Annotated in this window: 17 protein-coding genes; 8 read left to right on the top strand and 9 right to left on the bottom strand. The window is 53.0% G+C overall.

The features are described from left to right. Nucleotides 1-42: 42 nt before the first annotated feature. Nucleotides 43-735 carry an IclR family transcriptional regulator gene (locus AC0LWE_RS09555; RefSeq protein ID WP_131486271.1) on the top strand — a complete coding sequence of 231 codons (693 nt, stop codon included), beginning with the start codon at nt 43-45 and terminating at the stop codon, nt 733-735. Nucleotides 736-853: 118 nt separating this feature from the next. Here AC0LWE_RS09555 and ruvX read toward each other — a convergent pair whose 3' ends face one another. The 8 genes from ruvX to metK all read right to left on the bottom strand — a co-directional run bounded on the left by ruvX (nt 854) and on the right by metK (nt 8,084). Next, nucleotides 854-1,270 (bottom strand): Holliday junction resolvase RuvX, encoded by a 417-nt coding sequence (ruvX, locus tag AC0LWE_RS09560; RefSeq protein WP_059177575.1) that lies wholly within the window; start codon nt 1,268-1,270, stop codon nt 854-856. Next, nucleotides 1,270-1,830, bottom strand: a complete 561-nt coding sequence (locus AC0LWE_RS09565; RefSeq protein WP_059177576.1) for a YqgE/AlgH family protein — start codon at nt 1,828-1,830, stop codon at nt 1,270-1,272. The genes ruvX and AC0LWE_RS09565 overlap by 1 nt, the downstream gene beginning before the upstream one ends. A gap of 137 nt (nt 1,831-1,967) precedes the next feature. Next, nucleotides 1,968-2,915, bottom strand: coding sequence for a glutathione synthase (gene gshB / locus AC0LWE_RS09570; RefSeq protein ID WP_015960341.1), 948 nt, complete (start codon nt 2,913-2,915; stop codon nt 1,968-1,970). A 19-nt stretch (nt 2,916-2,934) separates the two neighbouring features. Further along, nucleotides 2,935-3,666, bottom strand: a complete 732-nt coding sequence (gene rsmE / locus AC0LWE_RS09575) for a 16S rRNA (uracil(1498)-N(3))-methyltransferase (RefSeq protein ID WP_059177577.1) — start codon at nt 3,664-3,666, stop codon at nt 2,935-2,937. Between the two features lie 103 nt (nt 3,667-3,769). Further along, on the bottom strand, nt 3,770-4,477 hold the full coding sequence (endA, locus tag AC0LWE_RS09580) for a deoxyribonuclease I (RefSeq protein ID WP_234593613.1): 708 nt from the start codon (nt 4,475-4,477) through the stop codon (nt 3,770-3,772). 94 nt (nt 4,478-4,571) lie between these two features. Then, complete coding sequence (locus tag AC0LWE_RS09585) at nt 4,572-5,069, bottom strand: SprT family zinc-dependent metalloprotease (RefSeq protein ID WP_174342934.1); 498 nt, start codon at nt 5,067-5,069, stop codon at nt 4,572-4,574. A gap of 71 nt (nt 5,070-5,140) precedes the next feature. Then, complete coding sequence (gene galP, locus AC0LWE_RS09590; RefSeq protein WP_219347681.1) at nt 5,141-6,538, bottom strand: galactose/proton symporter; 1,398 nt, start codon at nt 6,536-6,538, stop codon at nt 5,141-5,143. 391 nt (nt 6,539-6,929) lie between these two features. Then, nucleotides 6,930-8,084, bottom strand: coding sequence for a methionine adenosyltransferase (gene metK / locus AC0LWE_RS09595; RefSeq protein ID WP_059177580.1), 1,155 nt, complete (start codon nt 8,082-8,084; stop codon nt 6,930-6,932). Nucleotides 8,085-8,569: 485 nt separating this feature from the next. Here metK and AC0LWE_RS09600 point away from each other — a divergent pair, with 485 nt between their 5' ends. The 4 genes from AC0LWE_RS09600 to speB all read left to right on the top strand — a co-directional run bounded on the left by AC0LWE_RS09600 (nt 8,570) and on the right by speB (nt 12,044). Next, the gene (locus AC0LWE_RS09600; RefSeq protein WP_419181498.1) at nt 8,570-8,713 is read left to right on the top strand and encodes a hypothetical protein; all 144 of its coding nucleotides are present in this window, start codon (nt 8,570-8,572) and stop codon (nt 8,711-8,713) included. Between the two features lie 93 nt (nt 8,714-8,806). Next, entirely contained in the window at nt 8,807-8,938 is a 132-nt protein-coding gene (gene yqgB / locus AC0LWE_RS09605) for an acid stress response protein YqgB (RefSeq protein ID WP_202667700.1), read from the top strand. 8 nt (nt 8,939-8,946) lie between these two features. Further along, nucleotides 8,947-10,923: a biosynthetic arginine decarboxylase gene (speA, locus tag AC0LWE_RS09610; protein ID WP_072241731.1), complete on the top strand. Its 1,977-nt coding sequence runs from the start codon at nt 8,947-8,949 to the stop codon at nt 10,921-10,923. A gap of 200 nt (nt 10,924-11,123) precedes the next feature. Next, the gene (gene speB / locus AC0LWE_RS09615) at nt 11,124-12,044 is read left to right on the top strand and encodes an agmatinase (RefSeq protein WP_015960333.1); all 921 of its coding nucleotides are present in this window, start codon (nt 11,124-11,126) and stop codon (nt 12,042-12,044) included. Nucleotides 12,045-12,089: 45 nt separating this feature from the next. Here the strand turns inward: speB and loiP are convergent, their stop codons facing one another. Beyond that, complete coding sequence (gene loiP, locus AC0LWE_RS09620; RefSeq protein WP_131486265.1) at nt 12,090-12,848, bottom strand: metalloprotease LoiP; 759 nt, start codon at nt 12,846-12,848, stop codon at nt 12,090-12,092. A 271-nt stretch (nt 12,849-13,119) separates the two neighbouring features. On the opposite strand from loiP, the gene tkt reads away from it, so the two are divergent. From tkt to pgk, 3 genes are all read left to right on the top strand, one after another. Further along, on the top strand, nt 13,120-15,111 hold the full coding sequence (gene tkt / locus AC0LWE_RS09625; protein WP_202667699.1) for a transketolase: 1,992 nt from the start codon (nt 13,120-13,122) through the stop codon (nt 15,109-15,111). Between the two features lie 390 nt (nt 15,112-15,501). After that, entirely contained in the window at nt 15,502-16,521 is a 1,020-nt protein-coding gene (epd, locus tag AC0LWE_RS09630; protein WP_059177584.1) for an erythrose-4-phosphate dehydrogenase, read from the top strand. Nucleotides 16,522-16,570: 49 nt separating this feature from the next. Then, the gene (gene pgk, locus AC0LWE_RS09635) at nt 16,571-17,734 is read left to right on the top strand and encodes a phosphoglycerate kinase (RefSeq protein WP_059177585.1); all 1,164 of its coding nucleotides are present in this window, start codon (nt 16,571-16,573) and stop codon (nt 17,732-17,734) included. Nucleotides 17,735-17,923: the final 189 nt, after the last annotated feature.

The raw sequence follows: 17,923 nt of genomic DNA on the forward strand, positions 1-17,923 counted from the left end.
GTAGAATCGAGTCATACACTTCTTAAAAGAATGAGCGTTGCTATGTCATCACAACCGAATCAAAGCTTGATCGACGGCATTCGCTGTTTGCAATATCTGGTTTCCAGCGACCGTGCGATCGGGTGCCGCGAACTCTCACGCCTGATGGGCATCAATACCACGCGCGTAAACCGTTTGCTGATGACCATGGCGTCTATCGGCCTGACGATGCAGGACGATCAGCGTCGTTATCTGCCAGGACCTGGGATCCACGCGCTGGCTGCCCAAGCCATTCGCGGTTCCGAGCTTTTTTCCCGCGCATTACCCATGCTGGAGCGCCTTGCGCCGCGCGATATCGTTGTCGCCCTGGGCGTTTTATGGGAAGACCAGGTGATTTACATCTGGCACTCCGTTCCCGGCAGTCCGACCAGCCAGGCGCTGGCTGGTTTTCACATGCTCCCTGCGTGGCAATCCGTTATCGGCATGTCGCTGCTGGCCGCTGAAAGCGATGAACAGCTGATGGCGCGCTTCACGGCGACACAGTGGAGTCATCTCGCGCCGCATATTGCGCAACAGCGTGAGCGCGGACACGTCATCTGGCAGCATGACGACGGTGAAGTGTCTATCGCGCAGCCAGTCGGCGTTCATCAGGCCGCACTTGCTTTTGCGGGCATGTGGCACCCCGATGACGACACAATTCAGGCGCGTCTCACTGAACTCTCATTACTCAATGCAAGGCTGCTGGAAAAATCATAATTGCACATGTTTCTTTTATAGAAACACTACTGATAATGCAAAAAGCAGTAGGGTGAAATGTGAACGGGATCGAGAGATAAGAAGATTTTGCCCGGCAGTGCGGGCAAATATGACGGGGTTAGAAACCCTGTTCGAAGAAACTTTCGAGGATGATGACTGCGGAAGCAGAGTCTACGCTGCCTTTATTCAGGGCACGGAAACCGCCATGTTCAAACAAACCGGCGCGGGCTTCAACAGTGCTGAGGCGCTCATCGTGCAGTTTAACGACAGTCCCAAAGCGGCCATGGATCTTATTGGCAAACTTACGTGCTCGCGCCGTCAGCGGTTGCTCGGTGCCGTCCATGTTCAGCGGCAATCCGACGATCACGGCTTCGGGTTGCCACTCTTTGAGCAGACGCTCGATCAGCGTCCAGTCAGGTGTTCCGTCCTGCGCTTTAATCGCCGTAAGCGGGCGCGCAGTGCCGGTGATGCGTTGACCAATCGCCACGCCAATACTTTTCGTTCCAAAATCAAAAGCCAGAAGCGTTCCGCTCATTATGCGTGTCCTGCCACACCAGGCATGGTTTGAATGTCGATCCCAATCAGTTTCGCGGCATCGCGCCAGCGATCGGCAATGGGGGTTTTAAACAGAATGTTCAGATCCGCCGGGGCTGTGAGCCACGCATTATCAAGAATTTCCTGTTCCAGCTGGCCTTTCTCCCATGAGGAATAGCCCAGCGCCACCAGCACTTCGGAAGGTTGACCGTGCGTGCCTAATGTTTCCAGGACATCGCGTGACGTGGTGATAACCGTGTTGTCAGAAACGCGAATGCTGGAAGAAAACCCTGGTGGGGTATGCAGAATAAAACCACGATCTTCGGCCAGCGGGCCGCCTAACATCACCGGTTTATCAAGACGGATCTCTGGCGCGCGCTCTTCGGGAGTGATCTTAAGTTTTTCCAGAATGCCTTCGATTTGCAGGTTTTCGAGCGGTTTATTGATGATAATCCCCATCGCGCCGTCTTCACTGTATTCGCAGATATAAACTACGGAACGACGAAAAATGGGGTCCTGGAGAGCAGGCATGGCAATAAGAAAGTGATGCTGTAAATTCATTGTCAGAGGTTCTGTTTCCTGGTTTAAAAAGCAACAGCGCTCAGTATGGAGACAATTAAAAGCGCTGTCACTAGACACTTCACCCTGCATCGCCTTGGCGCGAAATCGAGGGTGAAGCGGACGAGGGGTATGGCGAGTTACTGCTTCAGACGTTTTTCAATCGCGTCCATCAGCATGCCGGTAATGGACACCGGGAACTCGGCTTCGATTTCGCGGATACAGGTTGGGCTGGTGACGTTCACTTCCGTCAGGCGATCGCCGATGATATCGAGACCCACGAAAATCAGTCCTTTGGCTTTCAGCATTGGGCCGACGCGGCGGGCGATTTCCCAGTCGCTATCGGTCAACGGGCGCGGTTCTCCACGGCCACCAGCTGCCAGATTACCACGGGTTTCGCCGCCCTGTGGAATGCGTGCCAGGCAGTAAGGAACGGGTTCTCCGTCGACCACTAAGACGCGTTTGTCACCATCAACAATGGCAGGAATATAATTCTGCGCCATGCAGTAGCGCGTCCCATGTTCAGTCAGCGTTTCGGCAATCACACCCAAGTTAGGATCGCCTTCTTTCACGCGGAAAATCGACGCGCCGCCCATGCCATCCAGGGGTTTCAGAATGATATCGCCATGCTTCTGCCAGAAGGCTTTTAACTGCGCTTTGTTACGGGTGACGAGCGTGTCAGGCGTCAGATCGGAGAACCAGGCGGTGTACAGTTTCTCGTTACAATCGCGCAGGCTCTGCGGTTTGTTGACGATCAGCGTGCCTTTTTCTTCTGCGCGCTCAAGGATATAGGTGCAGTAGATAAATTCGGTATCGAACGGAGGATCTTTACGCATCAGGATCACGTCAAGTTCAGCCAGCGGCAGATCCTGCTCGGAACCAAACTCGTACCATTTATCGTAATTTTGCTCGACGTTAACGATACGGGTGCGCGCGCGGGCTTCACCGTTGTTCAGATAAAGATCGGCCATTTCCATGTAATGGAGCTGATAGCCGCGACGTTGCGCTTCCAGCAGCATAGCGAAGCTGGAATCTTTTTTGATGTTAATGCTTGCGATGGGATCCATCACGATGCCGAGCTTGATCATCTTCTTCTCCATTAATGCGTTAACCCAGATCGCCAAAACGCACCTGTAGCGCGGTGATGGCCGTGAGTGCAGTAGTCTCAGTACGCAGAACGCGAGGTCCCAACAGAATATCAGTAAATTGATAACGCGCCGTCATTGCAATTTCGTCCGCTGACAGACCGCCTTCCGGGCCGATCAGCAGGCGTACACGCTCAACGGGCAGCGGCAGCGTGTTGATGCTGGCGCTGGCGCGCGGATGAAGATTGAGCTTAAGACCGCTCTCTTCTTCGGCACACCACGCTTCTAAATTCATCGGTGGGCGAATTTCCGGAATACGGTTGCGACCGCACTGTTCACACGCCGCAATCGCGATTTTCTGCCACTGCTGGATCTTTTTGTTCAGTCGTTCAGCATCCAGTTTAACGCCACAGCGTTCAGAAAAAAGTGGCGTAATGAGGCTTACACCCAGTTCGATCGATTTCTGGATAGTGAATTCCATTTTTTCGCCGCGCGACATCACCTGGCCCAGGTGAATATGCAGCGGTGATTCGCGGTCGTCGACCTCACCGCGCAGAATACTCACCTGCACGCTTTTCTTGTCTGCGCGGGTGATTTCAGCGTCGAAGACCTGATTGCTACCGTCGAACAGTTGTACCGCCTGGCCGACGCCCATGCGCAGAACGCGGCCTACATGATTGGCGGCATCATCAGACAGGGCAATTTCACTGCCTGCGGTAATCAGTTCTGGGTGATAAATGCGAGGGATGCGCATAGTGTGAATTCCATGAAGGGTGCGGATGACGCCTCATTCCGCCTTTTAAGGATTGGGCGGAATGAGGGATCGACGCAAAATAGACAATTGCCGCTAGTGTAGGTTAGCTCTTTTGCGCCTGGCAAGCCCGCTGCACGTATGGGTTATGATTCCCCTGAACTTTTGCAATGCGGTTGTCGCGCTCGCACTCCCAATCAGTGACCGGATACTGCTTATCCCAGGCGTTAAAAAGCTGGGTTTGCTGGCGGGATAAATTCAGCGCATAACGATCGCGCATATAGAAGTAGGTGCGAGCAATGCTGCCGCGGGCGCGAACGGGCGGCTCGGCGAGTTTCTCTTTGAAGTCGACTTTCATCGCGCATTGGCCATATTGGCCGTCCCCCCCGTTCCACTGACTGTACATAAAGTTGGCACGGTCGCCGTTGACTTCGCCAACCGCGGGCTGGAGGTTGTGCATATCGCTTTCAATCTGGCGATAGACCGGGTCTTTGGCACAGTTTTTACGTCCGCCGTCCTGCCAGCACTGGCGCTGATGGCCGAACTGCCAGGCGGGAACAACATGTTCCCATTCGATACGGCTGGCGCGGTTTTCATTTTTACGCACTTTATAACCGCACGATTCAAGATCGACGACCCCTTTTTTTCCCTGCCAATTAATTTTGCAGCCGCAGTAAAAATCACCCGGGACATCGGCATTAACCTTCACGCCTGCGGCTTTAGCTTGAGAAAAATTATTGATACCCTCGGCCAGCACTGGACCAGAAAGCACCGTCGCCAGAAACGCGACAGCGAAAGAAAAATTACGGGACATCATGAACTCCGTGTCAAAACGAGCCCGCAACGTAACGAAAGTTGTTCTTGTATGCAATCAGTCAGATCAGGAAAGTTCTTGAATGTTCAGATAACTATTCCGCGACGAGCGGTTCGCCGCATTTCACGCAGCGGTAGGTTGCTTCTCCGCGCAGGACACGGTTATGACGGCGAACGGTCAGCTGGTGCTGCTGGCACTGGCAGCGATAGGGAAAGGTATTGCGACGGACGGACTCCAGCTCGAATTGATGCGTGCGCCGTGCGGGAACGCCGAGCACAGCTTCCATCATCCATTTCCACTCTTTGCCGTGGGGAGCCACGCGGCCAAAATGCTTCCATACCAGCAGATGCGCCAACTCATGCGGCACCACTTCGTCAACAAACGCCTGCTGGTTTTCCATCATCAGGACCGGATTCAGGCGGATCTCGTACGATTCAAGCCAGGCGGTACCGGCGGAAGTGCCGCGCTGCTGATAGACCAGTTTGGGTTCAGGATAATTGCGTCCCAGCTTCAGGTTGGCCTGGGCGAGTTTTTCCCGCAGGCAGCGCATGACGGCTTGCTGAAGGGCGATGGGAAGACGGGGTGTTTTCATAGGGGCAGAGGATAAAACGTGAGGCGGGGCGGTGCAAGAGGCTTCCTCCCTGTCGGGAGGAAGCCGGACGATCAGTCGTGCGCGCCGATTTCGCGAAGCTTACGACCTTTCATCAGGTTACGTTCGATATGTTCCAGAGAAACGTGCTTGGTTTCAGGAACCAGCCAGATCGTCAGTACAATGAAGAACAGGTTCAGCGCGCCATACACCCAGAAGGTATTGGCGTTGCCAAGCGTGTTCAGCATGGTCAGGAACGTTGCGCCGACAATCATGTTGGCGATCCAGTTGGTTGCCGTCGAGCAGGTGATACCGAAGTCGCGGCCTTTCAGCGGCTGGATTTCAGAACACAGGACCCAAATCAGCGGACCCGCGCTCATCGCAAAACCAACGATAAACATCAGCAGCATGCCGACAGCAAAGTACTGAGCGGTTGGAGAGTCAATTCCGGCATGCATCATCGTGCCTAACACGCCCATACCGACTGCCATCACCAGGAAGCCCAGCGTCAGGGTCGGTTTACGGCCCCAGCGGTCAACAAGCCCGATAGCAATAAAGGTTGCCAGCACGTTAGTTAAACCGACGATAACGGTGCCCCACATCTGCTCTGTGGTATTGGTGTAGCCCGCCAGTTCAAAGATTTTTGGCGCGTAGTACATGATGACGTTCATCCCGGTGAACTGCTGCATAACCTGCAATAGCACACCCAGGAACACCGCGCGACGGAAGTTGCTGTTGTCTTTAAACAGCGCCCAACCGGACTGTTTTACCTTCAGGCTTTCACGAATTTCATCCAGCTCGTTTTTGGCTTCGGCACTGGTATCACGCAGACGCAACAGGACGCGTTCGGCATCGTTAAAACGTCGTTTCGCCGCATACCAGCGTGGGCTGTCAGGCAGGAAGAAGACACCGATCAGCAGCAGGATTGCGGGAATGATGATCACGCCGAGCATCCAGCGCCATGCGCCGCTGTAGCTAAACGCCGTATCGGAAAGATACGCACCCAGAATACCGATGGTAATCATCAGCTGATACATCGAGATCATGCTGCCGCGAATTTTCTCCGGGGCGATTTCCGACAGATACAGCGGGGCGGTATAAGACGCCACACCTACGGCCAGACCAAGCAATACGCGGGAGATAATCAGCACTTCGACGTTTGGTGCGGCAGCAGAGCAGAGCGAACCGACGACAAAGAGGATGGCACCAATCATCAGGCTCTTTTTGCGTCCCAGACGATACGAGAGCCAGCCGCTGCCGACGGCACCCACCGCGGCACCGAACATCATGGAGCTCACCACCCATTCCTGAGTGTGAGGGCTGATCTGGAATTCATCAGTGATAAAGGGTAACGCACCGGCAATCACGCCAATATCCAGGCCGAAAAGAAGTCCTGCCAGGGCGGCGAGGAAGCAGACAAAAAAAGTCATTGCCTTGTTGGACGTACGCCCCTGTTTTTTATTGTCAGGCATCATGCCCTCCAGTTGGGTTATCAGTTTTATTGATGAAAAGGGTAGGGGAGTGCGCCGTAAAAATATGTGAGATAAATCACATTGGTGTAATCGGTTACACTTCCTAAAACTTGTAATCTTTATTAAAGCTTTGAAAATATAGAGGCAAAAGGGTTGATGCGCATCCCAATAGAATGAATTTCAGACTTAACTGAAGCGAAATGTAACAGCAGATGAAGTCAGAACATGCAAAGAGATTAATCTGAAAACGTATGGCTGAATGCCTGATGTAATCGCTTTCATTGGGTGTGCTTTTGGCGAGATCATTGAAAGGGGCTGGTTGAGCGAAGGAACGGCAGAAATGCAAAAGGCCAGCTTGTGGCTGGCCTTTTTTTAAAAACCTGTCAGTCGATTATTTCAGACCGGCAGCGTCACGCAGCACAGCGGCTTTGTCGGTTTTTTCCCATGGGAAATGTTCACGACCAAAGTGACCGTATGCAGCGGTTTCTTTATAGATCGGGTGCAGCAGATCCAGCATCTGGATCAGGCCGTATGGACGCAGGTCGAAGAACTCGCGCACCAGCAGGGTCAGTTGCTCAGTAGGCACTTTTTCAGTACCAAAGGTTTCAACCATAATGGAGGTCGGTTCTGCTACGCCGATAGCGTAGGAAACCTGAATCTCACAGCGATCCGCAAGTCCTGCGGCAACGATGTTTTTCGCCACATAACGTGCGGCGTACGCAGCAGAACGGTCCACTTTAGACGGATCTTTACCGGAGAACGCACCGCCGCCGTGACGAGCCATGCCGCCGTAGGTATCAACGATAATTTTACGCCCCGTCAGACCGCAGTCGCCCATTGGGCCACCGATAACAAAACGGCCTGTTGGGTTAATGAAGAATTTGGTCGACGCGTTCAGCCATTCGGTCGGCAGAACAGGCTTGATGATCTCTTCCATTACGGCTTCTTGCAGCGATTTCTGATCGATGTCTTCAGAATGCTGAGTGGACAGAACCACGGCGTCGATACCGACAATTTTGCCGTCATCGTACTGGAAAGTGACCTGGCTTTTCGCATCCGGACGCAGCCATGGCAGCGAGCCGTTTTTACGCACTTCAGCCTGACGCTGCACCAGACGGTGTGCGTAGGTGATTGGTGCAGGCATCAGTACGTCAGTTTCGTTTGTCGCGTAGCCAAACATCAGGCCCTGGTCGCCAGCGCCTTGTTCCAGTGGATCGGCACGGTCAACACCCTGGTTGATGTCGGGAGACTGTTTGCCGATTGCGCTCAATACGGCGCAAGAGTTGGCATCAAAGCCCATATCAGAATGCACATAGCCAATCTCGCGCACGGTATTACGGGTGATCTCTTCGATATCAACCCATGCGCTGGTGGTGATTTCACCGCCAACCAGAACCATGCCGGTCTTGACGTAGGTTTCACACGCCACGCGTGCTTTTGGATCCTGTTCGAGGATTGCATCCAGCACCGCATCAGAGATTTGGTCAGCGATTTTGTCAGGATGCCCTTCAGATACAGACTCGGACGTAAACAGGTGTTTTGCCATGTTTTATTTCACCTAAGGAGAATTTTGTTAGCTCAAACTGCTATGCGGAATAGCCAAAGAAGATGATTCTACCAAGGCCTGCAGGTAAATGACACTGGCAGTCTGAGTGTTAATCAGTATAGATGGATTAACATCTGGACGTCCATTTTAGGTCACTTTCTGGCCCAAATTCCAGCTTTTTTTGATATCGCTCGCATTACCTTGAAATCGCTACTGGAAATTTTTCCTGACAGGGCCGGCAACGTATTCATTAATGCTTTGCTTTTTGAGTCTCTTCTCGGTATAAAACGCGGCGCGCGGCTCATATCCGTCATACTTCATGTTTCATGTACGTTGGCTTCCTGAAACTCGAATTATTGAGGATATCTCAAAGCACACGATGAATTCATTGTGTTGCCACTTCCAGCCGGGTTGAGCAGTTGAACTATTCGCTTTGACTTGTTGGTTCGCTCCGCTTGGGGCTGCCGTGGAGGTGATACGAGATAATGAACCGTCGTTTTCCGCTAACTCAGTTACGCCATTCTGGCGTGCGTTTGTTCCCCACTACCCGCATTTCTAATCTGCAAACCTGCCGATGTTATACCCATTTCGGCGCTTCTCAGGATTCCAGGGCCGGTTACGCTTTGTGATAACTGAACAAGGGCGCTCTTGTTAATCCAAGAGTTTTCTCGTGGTTTCGCCGGACCTTGTCATACAGAGTTCGGATACGTGTTTTACAATATATGAATATGAAACCGGTCGCATGGCCTCGCGTTCAGCATGATGTGCTGGATGATCGGGTCGTATATGGGTTGTTATCGCCGTTTGAGACTGCGATAGTAGTCAACTGTTTTACACTTATTACAACAAGTTGAGGTTCGCTATGTCTGACGACATGTCTTCGCTTTCCCCTTCGTCAGCAGGCGAACAGGGTGTACTACGTTCCATGCAGGAGGTTGCGATGAGCTCGCAGGAAGCCAGCAAGATGCTGCGCACATACAATATTGCCTGGTGGGGCAATAACTATTACGACGTTAACGAACTGGGCCACATCAGCGTCTGCCCCGATCCTGACGTTCCGGAAGCGCGTGTCGATCTTGCTAAACTGGTTAAAGCACGCGAAGCACAGGGGCAACGTCTACCTGCGCTGTTCTGCTTCCCGCAGATCCTGCAACACCGTTTGCGTTCCATCAACCAGGCGTTCAAGCGCGCGCGTGAATCCTATGGTTACAAAGGCGATTACTTCCTGGTTTACCCGATCAAGGTCAACCAGCACCGCCGCGTGATTGAATCCCTGATCCATTCCGGCGAACCGCTGGGTCTGGAAGCCGGTTCAAAAGCTGAACTGATGGCCGTACTGGCGCATGCCGGAATGACCCGCTCAGTGATTGTGTGTAATGGTTATAAAGACCGTGAATACATTCGTCTGGCGCTGATCGGCGAGAAGATGGGCCACAAAGTCTATCTGGTCATCGAAAAGATGTCCGAAATCGCGATCGTGCTGGAAGAAGCCGAACGTCTGAACGTGGTTCCGCGCCTTGGCGTACGTGCGCGTCTGGCCTCACAGGGTTCCGGCAAATGGCAGTCTTCAGGCGGTGAAAAATCCAAATTCGGTCTGGCAGCCACTCAGGTTCTGGAGTTAGTAGAAATCCTGCGTGAGTGCGGTCGTCTGGACAGCATCCAGTTGCTGCACTTCCACCTCGGTTCGCAAATGGCGAATATCCGTGATATCGCGACCGGCGTGCGTGAATCGGCGCGTTTCTATGTGGAACTGCACAAGCTCGGCGTGAACATTCAGTGCTTCGATGTGGGCGGCGGTCTGGGCGTGGACTACGAAGGGACGCGTTCCCAGTCGGATTGTTCCGTTAACTACGGCCTGAACGAGTACGCGAACAACATCATCTGGGCGATCGGTGATGCTTGCGAAGAAAACAACCTGCCGCATCCGACTGTCATTACCGAGTCTGGCCGCGCGGTCACCGCGCACCATACCGTGCTGGTGTCTAACATCATCGGCGTTGAGCGTAGCGAAAACACCGAAGCGACACCGCCGCAGGAAAATGCGCCGCGCGCGCTGCAAAGCATGTGGGAAACCTGGCAAGAAATGCATGAGCCGGGCACGCGTCGCTCGCTGCGCGAGTGGTTGCACGACAGCCAGATGGATCTGCATGACATTCATACCGGTTATTCTTCAGGGACATATAGCCTGCAAGAACGTGCGTGGGCAGAGCAGCTTTATCTGAACATGTGTCATGAAGTTCAGAAGCAGTTGGACCCGAGTAACCGTGCGCATCGTCCGATTATCGACGAACTGCAAGAGCGTATGGCGGACAAAATCTACGTCAACTTCTCGCTGTTCCAGTCGATGCCGGATGCGTGGGGTATCGATCAGCTGTTCCCGGTGATGCCGCTTGAAGGGCTGAATCATGCGCCGGAACGCCGTGCTGTCTTGCTGGATATCACCTGTGATTCCGATGGCGCAATTGATCACTACGTTGATGGCGACGGTATCGCTACAACGATGCCAATGCCGGAGTACGATCCGGAGAACCCGCCAATGCTGGGCTTCTTCATGGTCGGGGCGTATCAGGAAATTTTGGGCAATATGCACAACCTGTTCGGCGATACCGAAGCGGTGGACGTGTTTGTCTTCCCTGACGGTAACGTTGAAGTGGAGCTTTCTGATGAGGGCGACACCGTTGCGGACATGCTGGAATACGTGCAGTTGGATCCGAAAAAACTGCTGACGCAGTTCCGCGATCAGGTGAAAAACACCGATCTGGACGCCGCTTTGCAGCAGCAGTTCCTGGAAGAGTTTGAAGCGGGTCTGTACGGTTATACATACCTGGAAGATGAGTAAATACGCGTTCCCGCGAGGGGCAGCGTAAAGGGCATCGGACTGCACAATGCCTTATACTCACTTGAACCTGTATGAATTAACGGCGATAATTTGCCCCATTAAGCAGTAAACGAATCAATCCCTTCCTCGTCGGGTTTAACGACGCGGAGGGGATTTTTTTTCATCTCTTTTAACGTATCGACTCTATAAGAGGTCCGGATATGAGCACTTTAGGTCATCAGTACGACAACTCTCTGGTATCTAACGCGTTTGGTTTTTTACGTCTTCCGATGAACTTCCAGCCGTACGATAGCGACGCTGACTGGGTGATCACCGGCGTTCCGTTTGATATGGCGACGTCAGGCCGTGCCGGTGGTCGCCATGGCCCGGCGGCCATTCGTCAGGTGTCGACGAACCTGGCCTGGGAGCATAATCGCTTCCCGTGGAATTTCGACATGCGCGAACGTCTGAACGTGGTGGACTGTGGCGATCTGGTTTATGCCTTCGGTGATGCGCGTGAGATGAGCGAAAAACTGCAGGCGCATGCCGAGAAGCTGCTGGCTGCCGGTAAACGTATGCTCTCTTTCGGTGGCGATCATTTTGTGACCCTGCCGCTGCTGCGCGCGCATGCCAAGCATTTCGGTAAAATGGCGCTGGTGCATTTCGATGCCCATACCGACACCTATGCGAACGGCTGCGAATTTGACCATGGCACCATGTTCTATACCGCGCCGAACGAAGGTCTGATCGATCCAAACCATTCTGTACAGATTGGTATTCGCACCGAGTTTGATAAAGACAACGGCTTTACCGTTCTGGATGCCGGTCAGGTGAATGATCGTGGCGTAGACGATATCATCGCTCAGGTGAAGCAGATTGTGGGTGACATGCCTGTGTATCTGACGTTCGACATCGACTGTCTGGATCCGGCCTTTGCGCCGGGTACGGGCACGCCGGTAATCGGTGGCCTGACGTCCGATCGCGCGATTAAACTGGTTCGTGGTCTGAAAGATCTGAATATCGTGGGGATGGATGTGGTGGAAGTCGCTCCGGCCTACGACCAGTCAGAAATCACCGCACTGGCGGCAGCGACGTTGGCGCTGGAAATGCTGTATATCCAGGCTGCGAAGAAAGGCGAGTAAAAGCGTTAATGGGCCGGGAAGCGTGATGCAACCCGGCCCACGGAATTACTTAATTCCGTCAGCTTTCATGCGATCGCGGATATGCTGGGCGCGCTCAACGGACGCCGGGTGGTCATCAAACATTGAGCTTTGACGACCTTCTTCCAGTTTAGCCAGCTTCTCAAAGCTGGTGGCTAAGCCCGATGGATTGATGCCGCGTTTGCGCAACAGATCGTAAGAGTAATCATCCGCTTCGGATTCCTGACGCTGGGAGAACTGAGAGTTGACCAGTTTTTCGCCCACATCACCAAGCTGAGACTGCGATAAGCTGCCGACAATCCCGCCCGCAGATGCCGCTGCTGCACGAACCGCGTTGGTGCCTAGTGCCACCTGCATGCCTTTCTTCACATGACCCAAGGCGACGTGGCCCATCTCATGGCCAATCACCGCTTCAACTTCATTATCCGTCATCATGTCCATCAGACCGCTGTAAACACGAATGCAGCCGTTAGCCATGGCAAACGCGTTGACGTCTTTTGCGACGTAAACCTTATAGTTCACCGGTTGGCCGTTGATGTTATCGCCGAGCGCGGAAGCAATCTTGTTCAGACGCTGCGCGTATGTGCTGTTGGCGGGCGCAATGGTTGCTTTCGCATCCATCTCTTTGCAGGCCTGATCGCTCAGCGCTTTAACCTGTGCATCGCTCAGTGAATAGGCCTGAAAAGCCTCTGCACCGGAGCTCATCAGACCGTTTGAATCCATATTTTGGCAGCCGCCGAGCAGGAACGTTGTACCCAAGGCCAGCACTATTGCACGCATTTTCATGATGTTGCTTCCGTACCCGTTGATCTGAATAAAATCCGAAAATTTTCCGACAGCGAAGCGGTCGTGAAGCTAAGTATAAGGAATATCTACAGGGGCGGGCGAGTAGATTGCGCAACATGCGAGCATGATCCAGAGATTTCTTAAACGGCAAAAGAATGCTCCATGTACATGCTTTGTCGCTTGGGTTACATTGTTGGCACTTTTTTCTGGCATAGCCCAAAACGCGCTGTCGTCAAGGGCATAGCCTTTAACAGTCCGATCTGGAGTTAAAATGTCCTCACGTAAAGAGCTTGCTAATGCTATTCGTGCGCTGAGCATGGATGCAGTACAGAAAGCCAAATCCGGTCACCCGGGCGCCCCTATGGGTATGGCTGACATTGCCGAAGTCCTGTGGCGTGATTTCCTGAATCACAACCCGCAAAACCCATCATGGGCTGACCGCGACCGCTTTGTGCTGTCTAACGGCCACGGCTCTATGCTGATCTACAGCTTGCTGCACCTCACTGGCTATGCGCTGCCAATTGAAGAGCTGAAAAACTTCCGTCAACTGCACTCTAAAACGCCTGGTCACCCAGAAGTGGGTTACACCGCTGGCGTTGAAACCACCACTGGCCCACTGGGTCAGGGCGTGGCGAATGCGGTAGGTATGGCGATTGCTGAGAAAACGCTGGCGGCACAGTTTAACCGTCCGGGCCACGACATCGTTGACCACTTTACCTACACCTTCATGGGCGATGGCTGCATGATGGAAGGTATCTCTCACGAAGTGTGCTCTCTGGCTGGTACCCTTAAGCTGGGTAAACTGGTTGCGTTCTATGATGACAACGGTATTTCTATCGATGGTCACGTTGAAGGCTGGTTTACTGACGATACGGCTAAACGTTTCGAAGCCTACGGCTGGCACGTGGTACGTGGTGTTGATGGCCATAACGCCGACAGCATTAAACGTGCAGTAGAAGAAGCGCGCGCAGTCACTGACAAACCGTCCCTGCTGATGTGCAAAACCATCATCGGTTTCGGTTCGCCAAACAAAGAAGGTACGCACGATTCTCATGGCGCCCCGCTGGGCGACGCTGAAATCGCGCTGACCCGTGAAAAACTGGGCTGGAAACACGCTCCGTTTGAAATTCCGTCAGAAATCTATGCGCAGTGGGATGCTAAAGAAGCAGGCCAGGCGAAAGAGTCCGCATGGAATGAGAAATTCGCTGCTTACGCGAAAGCCTTCCCACAGGAAGCGGCTGAATTCACTCGCCGTATGAAAGGCGACATGCCGGCTGATTTCGACGCCAAAGCAAACGAATTCATCGCGAATCTGCAAGCGAATCCGTCCAAAATCGCCAGCCGTAAAGCGTCTCAGAATGCGATCGAAGCATTTGGTCCGTGGCTGCCAGAGTTCCTGGGCGGTTCCGCTGACCTGGCTCCGTCTAACCTGACGATCTGGTCTGGCTCTAAAGCAATCAACGAAGACACTGCCGGTAACTACATCCATTACGGTGTACGCGAATTCGGTATGACGGCGATTGCTAACGGTATCGCCCTGCACGGCGGTTTCCTGCCTTATACGTCTACCTTCCTGATGTTCGTCGAATACGCCCGTAACGCTGTGCGTATGGCTGCGCTGATGAAGCAGCGTCAGGTGATGGTTTACACCCATGACTCCATCGGTCTGGGCGAAGATGGCCCAACTCACCAGCCGGTTGAGCAGGTGGCTTCTCTGCGTGTGACGCCTAACATGTCCACATGGCGTCCATGCGACCAGGTTGAATCTGCTGTGGCGTGGAAATATGGCGTTGAGCGTCAGGACGGCCCAACCGCGCTGATTCTTTCTCGTCAGAACCTGGCCCAGCAAGATCGTACCGAAGAGCAGCTGGCGAACATCGCTCGCGGTGGTTACGTGCTGAAAGACTGCGCTGGCCAGCCAGAGCTGATCTTCATCGCGACCGGTTCTGAAGTTGAGCTGGCTGTTGCTGCATGGGAAAAACTGTCTGCCGAAGGCGTTAAAGCGCGCGTGGTTTCTATGCCGTCTACCGATGCGTTCGACAAGCAGGATGCTGCTTATCGCGAATCCGTACTGCCAAAAGCGGTTACTGCTCGCGTCGCAGTTGAAGCCGGTATCGCTGACTACTGGTTCAAATATGTTGGTCTGAACGGCGCTATCGTCGGAATGACCACCTTCGGTGAATCTGCACCGGCTGAGCTGCTGTTTGAAGAGTTCGGCTTCACCGTTGAAAACGTTGTCGCGAAAGCCAAAGAACTGCTGTAATCGCAGTTTACAGGGTGTGTGCGGCCTGATGCCCTCACCCCAACCCTCTCCCACGGGAGAGGGTGCAAACACTAAAAACGGTAACCTTTGGGTTACCGTTTTACTTTCACCCCGCCGGCTTTTTTGTGTCTGCTATTCCACCATCGTGTGAAAACGTTGTGAATTATTCCATTTAAAATGTGACGCAAGTCATATAGCTGTCTTATTGGCTTGCCCGAACGTTCCTTTTATTCTCCGTTTCGCTTATTCTTGCTGAAGCGTTTCAGTTGTTAATCTGTCTGACAATTGACCAATCAGTCGCAGTTTGTGACAGGCGAGGATTCCCCTCCGGGCGTTGCTGGATTACTCTTTCAGCCACCTCAAACTCAGGGAAAGCCTTGCAGGAGACCTATGACCGTACGCGTAGCGATAAATGGGTTTGGTCGCATCGGACGCAATGTGATTCGTGCTTTATATGAATCCGGGCGTCGTGCGGAAATCACCGTGGTGGCCATCAATGAATTGGCTGACGCCGTGGGCATGGCGCATTTATTGAAATATGACACCAGCCACGGGCGCTTTGCCTGGGATGTTCGCCAGGAAAGAGAGCAGTTATTCGTGGGCGACGATGCCATTCGCGTGTTGCATGAGCAGAGTATTGAAACGCTGCCGTGGCGTGAATTGGGCGTGGATGTGGTTCTCGACTGTACCGGCGTATACGGTAATCGTGAACACGGAGAAGCACACCTTGCGGCAGGCGCTAAAAAAGTCCTGTTTTCCCATCCCGGTGGTCACGATCTTGACGCGACGGTTGTCTACGGCGTGAATCATCATGAACTGCAAGCCGAACACCGTATTGTCTCCAACGCCTCCTGCACGACAAACTGCATTATTCCGGTCATTAAACTGTTAGACGATGCTTATGGCATTGAGTCAGGGACTGTAACGACGATCCACTCTGCCATGCACGATCAGCAGGTGATTGACGCGTACCATCCGGATTTGCGCCGCACGCGCGCCGCGAGTCAGTCAATCATTCCGGTGGACACCAAACTGGCGGCAGGGATTACCCGTATTTTTCCGCAGTTTAACGATCGTTTTGAAGCGATCGCGGTGCGTGTTCCGACCATAAATGTCACCGCAATTGATCTCAGTGTGACGGTGAAAAAACCGGTAAAATCAAGTGAAGTCAACCTGTTACTGCAAAAAGCAGCACAGGGTTCATTTCATGGTATAGTTGACTATACGGAATTACCGTTGGTCTCAGTAGATTTTAACCATGACCCCCACAGTGCCATTGTTGATGGTACACAGACGCGGGTCAGCGGTGCCCACCTCATCAAAACGCTGGTGTGGTGTGATAACGAATGGGGCTTTGCTAACAGGATGCTCGACACCACGTTAGCCATGGCCGCGCAAGGTTTCAGGTAGGGCGCAAAGTGCGCTTGCAAAACTTTAAGAATCAACGAGAGGATTCACCATGTCTGTAATTAAGATGACCGATTTGGATCTGGCAGGTAAACGCGTTTTCATCCGTGCCGATCTGAACGTACCCGTTAAAGATGGCAAAGTGACCAGCGACGCGCGTATCCGTGCATCTCTGCCAACCATCGAACTGGCCCTGAAACAAGGCGCTAAAGTGATGGTAACCTCTCACCTGGGTCGTCCGACCGAAGGCGAGTACAACGAAGAATTCTCTCTGTTGCCGGTTGTTAATTACCTGAAAGACAAATTGTCCAGCCCGGTACGTCTGGTTAAAGACTACCTGGACGGCGTTGAAGTGGCTGAGGGTGAGCTGGTTGTTCTGGAAAACGTTCGCTTTAACAAAGGCGAGAAGAAAGACGACGAAGCCCTCTCCAAAAAATACGCGGCACTGTGCGACGTGTTCGTAATGGATGCATTTGGTACTGCTCACCGTGCTCAGGCTTCTACTCACGGTATCGGTAAATTTGCTGATGTTGCTTGTGCAGGCCCACTGCTGGCTGAAGAGCTGGACGCACTGGGTAAAGCACTGAAAGAACCTGCTCGTCCGATGGTTGCGATCGTGGGTGGTTCTAAAGTTTCTACCAAGCTGACCGTTCTGGATTCGCTGTCTAAAATCGCTGATCAGCTGATTGTTGGCGGCGGTATCGCAAATACCTTCGTTGCTGCGCAAGGTCATAACGTGGGTAAATCCCTGTACGAAGCGGACCTGGTTGAAGAAGCTAAACGTCTGCTGACCACGTGTGATATTCCAGTCCCAACGGATGTTCGCGTCGCGACTGAGTTCTCTGAAACCGCGACCGCGACCCTGAAATCTGTTAACGACATCAAAGATGAAGAGCAGATTCTGGACCTGGGCGATGTGTCTGCACAGAAACTGGCTGATATCCTGAAAAACGCGAAAACCATTCTGTGGAATGGTCCGGTTGGCGTGTTCGAATTCCCTAACTTCCGTAAAGGGACTGAAATCGTGGCTAACGCTATCGCTGACAGCGACGCGTTCTCCATCGCAGGCGGCGGCGATACGCTGGCTGCAATCGACCTGTTCGGTATTTCTGACAAAATCTCCTACATCTCCACTGGTGGCGGCGCATTCCTCGAATTCGTGGAAGGCAAAGTTCTGCCAGCAGTAGCAATGCTCGAAGAGCGCGCTAAGAAGTAAGCCATTCATGGGCAGGGAAACCTGCCCAAATTTCAGCGTGCTTAAGTGCATGCTTCAATTCATTACACAAAATCATTCGAGTTGCATCAAGGCGGCAACTGAGTGAGTTCCCAGGCGCTTACTGAAGTAAGTGACTGGGGCGAGCGAAGGCAGCCAACGTTGGGGCGGCTTGAAGGATGATGTGTATAA

It is taken from the genome of Lelliottia sp. RD5 (assembly GCF_056032945.1).

Coding starts and splice junctions, on each gene's coding strand:
- AC0LWE_RS09555 (WP_131486271.1), top strand. CDS start 43: ATGTCATCACAACCGAATCAAAGCTTGATCGACGGCATTCGCTGTTTG.
- ruvX (WP_059177575.1), bottom strand. CDS start 1,270: ATGAGCGGAACGCTTCTGGCTTTTGATTTTGGAACGAAAAGTATTGGC.
- AC0LWE_RS09565 (WP_059177576.1), bottom strand. CDS start 1,830: ATGAATTTACAGCATCACTTTCTTATTGCCATGCCTGCTCTCCAGGAC.
- gshB (WP_015960341.1), bottom strand. CDS start 2,915: ATGATCAAGCTCGGCATCGTGATGGATCCCATCGCAAGCATTAACATC.
- rsmE (WP_059177577.1), bottom strand. CDS start 3,666: ATGCGCATCCCTCGCATTTATCACCCAGAACTGATTACCGCAGGCAGT.
- endA (WP_234593613.1), bottom strand. CDS start 4,477: ATGTCCCGTAATTTTTCTTTCGCTGTCGCGTTTCTGGCGACGGTGCTT.
- AC0LWE_RS09585 (WP_174342934.1), bottom strand. CDS start 5,069: ATGAAAACACCCCGTCTTCCCATCGCCCTTCAGCAAGCCGTCATGCGC.
- galP (WP_219347681.1), bottom strand. CDS start 6,538: ATGCCTGACAATAAAAAACAGGGGCGTACGTCCAACAAGGCAATGACT.
- metK (WP_059177580.1), bottom strand. CDS start 8,084: ATGGCAAAACACCTGTTTACGTCCGAGTCTGTATCTGAAGGGCATCCT.
- AC0LWE_RS09600 (WP_419181498.1), top strand. CDS start 8,570: ATGAACCGTCGTTTTCCGCTAACTCAGTTACGCCATTCTGGCGTGCGT.
- yqgB (WP_202667700.1), top strand. CDS start 8,807: ATGAATATGAAACCGGTCGCATGGCCTCGCGTTCAGCATGATGTGCTG.
- speA (WP_072241731.1), top strand. CDS start 8,947: ATGTCTGACGACATGTCTTCGCTTTCCCCTTCGTCAGCAGGCGAACAG.
- speB (WP_015960333.1), top strand. CDS start 11,124: ATGAGCACTTTAGGTCATCAGTACGACAACTCTCTGGTATCTAACGCG.
- loiP (WP_131486265.1), bottom strand. CDS start 12,848: ATGAAAATGCGTGCAATAGTGCTGGCCTTGGGTACAACGTTCCTGCTC.
- tkt (WP_202667699.1), top strand. CDS start 13,120: ATGTCCTCACGTAAAGAGCTTGCTAATGCTATTCGTGCGCTGAGCATG.
- epd (WP_059177584.1), top strand. CDS start 15,502: ATGACCGTACGCGTAGCGATAAATGGGTTTGGTCGCATCGGACGCAAT.
- pgk (WP_059177585.1), top strand. CDS start 16,571: ATGTCTGTAATTAAGATGACCGATTTGGATCTGGCAGGTAAACGCGTT.